This is a genomic window from Actinomycetospora chlora (assembly GCF_039542135.1).
Taxonomy (GTDB): domain Bacteria; phylum Actinomycetota; class Actinomycetes; order Mycobacteriales; family Pseudonocardiaceae; genus Actinomycetospora; species Actinomycetospora chlora.
In genome coordinates this window covers 1-4,669 of sequence record NZ_BAABHO010000106.1, presented here as the reverse complement: position 1 = coordinate 4,669, position 4,669 = coordinate 1, and the positions used below count along the sequence as shown (strand labels likewise).

Sequence of the window (4,669 nt, the reverse complement as noted above, 5' to 3'; positions counted from 1 at the left end):
GGCGCGGGGCTCGGGCGCCCGGTGCGGCCTGGCGACGGCGCTCCGGGTGGCGGCGGCCGGCACGGCCAGGGGCCCGGAGCCCGGCTCGCGGGGCGACGGCGTCCAGTCGGCGGCGAGCAGGTCGGCGAGGGTGCGGGCGCGGCGGCTGCCGCCGGACGGCTCGGGGTCGGCGGAGGGGAGGTCGGGCAGGACACGCACGGGCTGGTCGGGACGCTCGGCACGGGCAGGAGCCGCGGTGTCCGGCGCGCCCACCGTGCCCACCGCGCTCTCCGTGCCCGGACGGGCGTGGCGCCCGCCCGTCGGCGCCGCGGCGTCGCCCCCGTCGGTCGCGGAGAGCGGCGCCGCAGCGTGCCGTCCCGCGGCCGGCAGCGGTGCCCGTCCGTGTCGCATCGTGTCCCCGATCGTGTGAGAGCCCCGTCATGGTGGTCCGACAGAGGCATCGTCGGGCTACATCGTGTCGTTACCAGAGTGAGACCGCTACGTCAGGTTCTCGATCGGTGGAAGGAACTCCTTCACCCGGAACGACGAAGGCCCCCATCCGGACAGCGGATGGGGGCCCACGAGCGGCGGTGTCGGGGTGGCGGGATTCGAACCCACGGCCTCCTCGTCCCGAACGAGGCGCGCTACCAAGCTGCGCCACACCCCGGAGGCGATCGCGCGGTGACGACTCTACCCGCCCGCCCCCGAGCGGGCGGACGGGGGCCGCCCCTCACCGCCGGTGGCGCGGGGAGCCGCCGGCGTGCCGGCCAGCGGCCGGGGCACGAGCTCGAGCAGGGTCGCCTCGGGACGGCACGCGAACCGCGCCGGCGCGTAGGGCGAGGTGCCCAGGCCGGCCGAGACGTGCAGGCGCATGTGGGCGCCCCACCGCGACGCCCCGCGGGCGCGGGAGCGGTCGATCCCGCAGTTGGTGACGATCGCGCCGTAGCCGGGCAGGCGGAGCTGGCCCCCGTGCGTGTGGCCGGCGAGCACGAGGTCGTACCCGTCGGCGGCGAAGGCGTCGAGCACCCGCGGCTCGGGGGAGTGGGTCAGGCCGAGGCGCAGGTCGCACGGCTCGTCGACGGGGCCGGCGATGCGGTCGTGGTCGTCGCGCCCGATGTGCGGGTCGTCGACCCCGGCGACGGCGACCCGCAGGCCGCCGACGTCGAGGGTGTGGCGGGTGTGGGTGGCGTCGACCCAGCCCCGCTCCAGGAACGCGGCCCGCAGGTCGCGCCACGGCAGCTCCGGCCCGAGCACGCGGTGCTGCGGGCGGAAGAGGTAGTCCGAGGGGTTCTTGGGGCGCGGGCCGTGGTAGTCGTTGCTGCCCCAGACGACGACCCCGGGCCGGTCGAGCAGGCCGCCGAGGGCGCGCAGCACCTCGGGTACGGCGCGGGTGTGGGACAGGTTGTCGCCGGTGTCGACCACGAGGTCCGGCTCGAGCGCCGCGAGGCCCTCGACGAAGCGGCGCTCGAGGCGCTGCCCGGGCCGCAGGTGCAGGTCCGAGACGTGCAGCACCCGCAGCGTGCGGCCGGCCGCGGTCACGGGGTCGAGGACCTCGAGCCGGGCGCGCCGCAGCGCGAACCACTGGCGCTCGACGCCGACGGCGTAACCGAGGCCGAGCGCGCCGGCCGCGACCGTCCCGGCGCCGGCCCGCAGGGCCGTCCGCGCGAGCGTGCGTCCGGTCCCGCTCATCCGCCCGCTCCCGGCACGCCCCCGGCCAGCGGCGGCGGTCCGGTCGGCACGCCCGGCGGGGACGGCACGGTGCCGGTGGAGACCTGCAGTGTGATCACCTGGTCGGGCAGCACCGACCCGCGGGGGTTCTGCCCGACGACGGTGCCCGCGGGCGCCCGGTTGCCGACCTGGACCACCTGCACCTGCAGGCCCGCGTCGCGCAACTCGGCCGTGGCGTCGTCGGCCTGGTCGCCGATGACCTCGGGCACCTGCTCGTTGGTGCCGCCCTGCAGGTAGCGCGGGCTCGTCGGGGGCAACGGGGCGACGGGCAGCCCGGCGAAGACCGGGTTCATCGCCCGGTACCACGTTCGCGCCGGTGTGGTGCCGCCGAAGAGGTTGCCGTCACTGCACGGGAAGGGCGGGCTGTCACCGCCCCCGGCGCACAGCGTCCGCGGGGACGAGGAGTCGTCGAAGGTGATGACCGCACCCGAGAGCTGCTGGGTGAAGCCCACGAACGCCGCGGAGCGGTTGTTCTGCGTGGTGCCGGTCTTGCCCGACATCGGGCGGTTCCAGCCGTTGGCGCCGGCCGCGGCCGCCGAGGTGCCGCCGGGCTGGTCGTCCTTGCTCAGCCCGGTCATCAGGGTGTCGGCGAGGGCGGGGTCCACCACCTGCTCGCAGGGCTGCTCGGCGACGGGCACGGCCGCGCCGGTGGCGTCGGTGATCCCCTCGATCGGCGAGGGCGGGCACCACATCCCGCTCGAGCCGAGCGTCGCGCCGACGTTGGCGAGCTCGAGCGGGCTGGTCGGCGTGACGCCGAGCGTGAACGAGCCCTGGTTCTGCTCGCGGACGGTGTCGGCGATGGAGACGCCGTCGGGACCCGGCTCGGCGAGCGAGCGCATGCCGAGGCGCACGGCCATGTCGACCACGGGCGCCACGCCGGTGGTCTCCATCAGCTTGACGAAGCCGGTGTTCGGCGACTGCGCGAGCGCGTCGGTCATGCTCAGGACGGGGGCGAGCCCCTCCTCGGCGTTGCGCACGGGGAACGGGTTGCCCGCGCCGTCGCGGTAGATCGGCGACGCGTAGCCGTCCGGCGGGATCGGCATCTGGTAGTTGATGCCCAGCCCGGCCTGCAGGGCGGCCGCCGCCGTGAAGATCTTGTAGGTGGAGCCCGCGCCGAGGTTCACCGGCTCCCACGGCAGCCCGTAGCTGGTCTGCAGCGCGTCGCCGTTCACGCCGAAGACGCGGTTGGCGCCCATCGCGACGACGCGGTGACGGTCGCGGCCGGGCTGGACCGTGGCCATGACGTCGGCGACGTTGCGCTGCTGGGCGGGGACCTCGCCGACCAGGGCCTGCTGCATCGCGTTCATCGCGTTGCGGTCCAGCGTCGTGCGGATCGTGTAGCCGGCGCGGTTGAGCTGCTCGGACGAGATGCCGGCCTCGCCGAGGTAGTCGACCACGTACTTGCAGAAGAACGCGGCGTTGCCCGCGCCGGTGCAGCCGTTGGCCGGCGTGGCGAGCGGCTGGACGATCCCCAGCGGGTCGGACGCGGCCTGCTGCGCCTGCTGCTGGCTGATCATGCCCTGGCCGAGCATCTGGCTGATGACCTCGTTGCGGCGGCCGGTGGCGGCCTGCGGGTGGCGCACGGGGTCGAACTGCGTCGTCGACTGGACCATGCCGGCGAGCAGGGCGGCCTGCGAGATCGTCAGGCGCTCGGGCGTGGTGTTGAAGTAGGTGCGGGCGGCGGCGGCCACGCCGTAGGAGTTGTTGCCCAGGAAGACGATGTTCAGGTAGCGCTCGAGGACCTCGTCCTTGGCCTCCTGCTTGGTCCGCCCCGCGGCGAGCTGGCGCTCGAGCTGCAGGGCGACGCGGACCTCGCGCAGCTTGCGGGCGTAGGTGGGCTCGGTGGCCTGCAGCCGCTCGGACTCGGTCTGCGCGGTGACGTAGAGCTGGTAGTTCTTGATGTACTGCTGGGTCAGCGTCGACGCGCCCTGCTGGGTGGAGCCGGCCGACTGGTTGGTGACCAGCGCGCGCAGCGTGCCGGTCCAGTCGACGCCGTCGTGCTCGTAGAACCGGCGGTCCTCGATGGCGACGATCGCGCCGCGCATGGCGGGCGACATCTGCTGCAGCGAGACCGGCGTGCGGTTCTGCTCGTAGAGGTAGGCGATCGGGGCGCCCTGGTTGTCGGTCACCGTCGTGACGCCGGGGAGCTGGCCCGCGGCGAGGTCCGACGACGTGGCGTTGACGGTGTCGCTGGCGTCGTTGGAGAGCAGCCCCAGCCCGCCGGCGAACGGGAACGCCATCCCGGCCACGATCACGCCCGCGACCAGGCAGATCGCCAGGAGCTTGGTGATGGGACGCACCTTGGTCCCGATGGTCCGATCGCCCCTCGCCACGGCGACGAGGGTACGCGAGAGGGGGTCAAGGCCCCGTCGGTGAGGACCCGCGCGCCGGGCGCAGGTGGGCACGGATCGTGACGGATCCTTCCGATTCCCCCCGATTCGATTGTGAGGGGAACCGTCCGCTCATACAGTGCGTCGAACCCCCATGACGGGCCCGGTGCGCCCGGGGACGGATCCGGAGCGCACCCGTGGAGCACACCTGCGGGGAGGTGTGTCCGCGGACGGGGGCCCGCACGGGGAACAGAGGGTGGGGACGGGACGTGACAGCTGAGTCGATGCCCACGTCGGACTGGCGGCACTCCGCACGCTGCCGCGACGAGGATCCGGAGACCCTCTTCGTGCAGGGGGCGATGCAGCGCGACGCGCGCGAGGTCTGCAAGGCCTGCCCGGTGCGCACCGAGTGCCTGGCCCACGCGCTCGACAACCGCATCCGCTTCGGCGTCTGGGGCGGCATGACCGAGCGCGAGCGGCGCGCGGTGCTCAAGCGCCGCCCGGACGTCGTGTCCTGGGCCGCGCTGCTCGAGTCCGCCCGTCGTGCGGCCGCGGCGAGCCCCGCGGCCAACCCGGACGTCCCGTCGGACCGCCGGCGCGCGGCCGCCCGCCGCGAGGCTGCCGAGCCGGCC

General features: G+C 74.9%; 3 protein-coding genes, 1 tRNA gene and 1 pseudogene. 1 reads left to right on the top strand and 4 read right to left on the bottom strand.

The annotated features are described in order from the left end of the window. From ABD994_RS30815 to ABD994_RS30800, 4 genes and pseudogenes are all read right to left on the bottom strand, one after another. Positions 1 to 390 (bottom strand): annotated as a pseudogene (locus ABD994_RS30815) (hypothetical protein); the annotation flags it as partial. 182 nt (positions 391 to 572) lie between these two features. Beyond that, positions 573 to 646 (bottom strand) — tRNA-Pro (locus ABD994_RS30810). 23 nt (positions 647 to 669) lie between these two features. Next, complete coding sequence (locus tag ABD994_RS30805) at positions 670 to 1,668, bottom strand: metallophosphoesterase (protein ID WP_345425402.1); 999 nt, start codon at positions 1,666 to 1,668, stop codon at positions 670 to 672. After that, entirely contained in the window at positions 1,665 to 4,040 is a 2,376-nt protein-coding gene (locus ABD994_RS30800) for a transglycosylase domain-containing protein (protein ID WP_345425399.1), read from the bottom strand. The genes ABD994_RS30805 and ABD994_RS30800 overlap by 4 nt, the downstream gene beginning before the upstream one ends. Positions 4,041 to 4,321: 281 nt before the next feature. Between ABD994_RS30800 and ABD994_RS30795 the strand changes: the two genes are divergently transcribed. Next, on the top strand, positions 4,322 to 4,669 hold a 348-nt coding region (locus ABD994_RS30795; protein WP_425550162.1), incomplete at its 3' end, for a WhiB family transcriptional regulator.

Excerpts from the sequence above, each read along its gene's own strand:
- ABD994_RS30805 (WP_345425402.1), bottom strand. The coding sequence starts at position 1,668 with ATGAGCGGGACCGGACGCACGCTCGCGCGGACGGCCCTGCGGGCCGGC.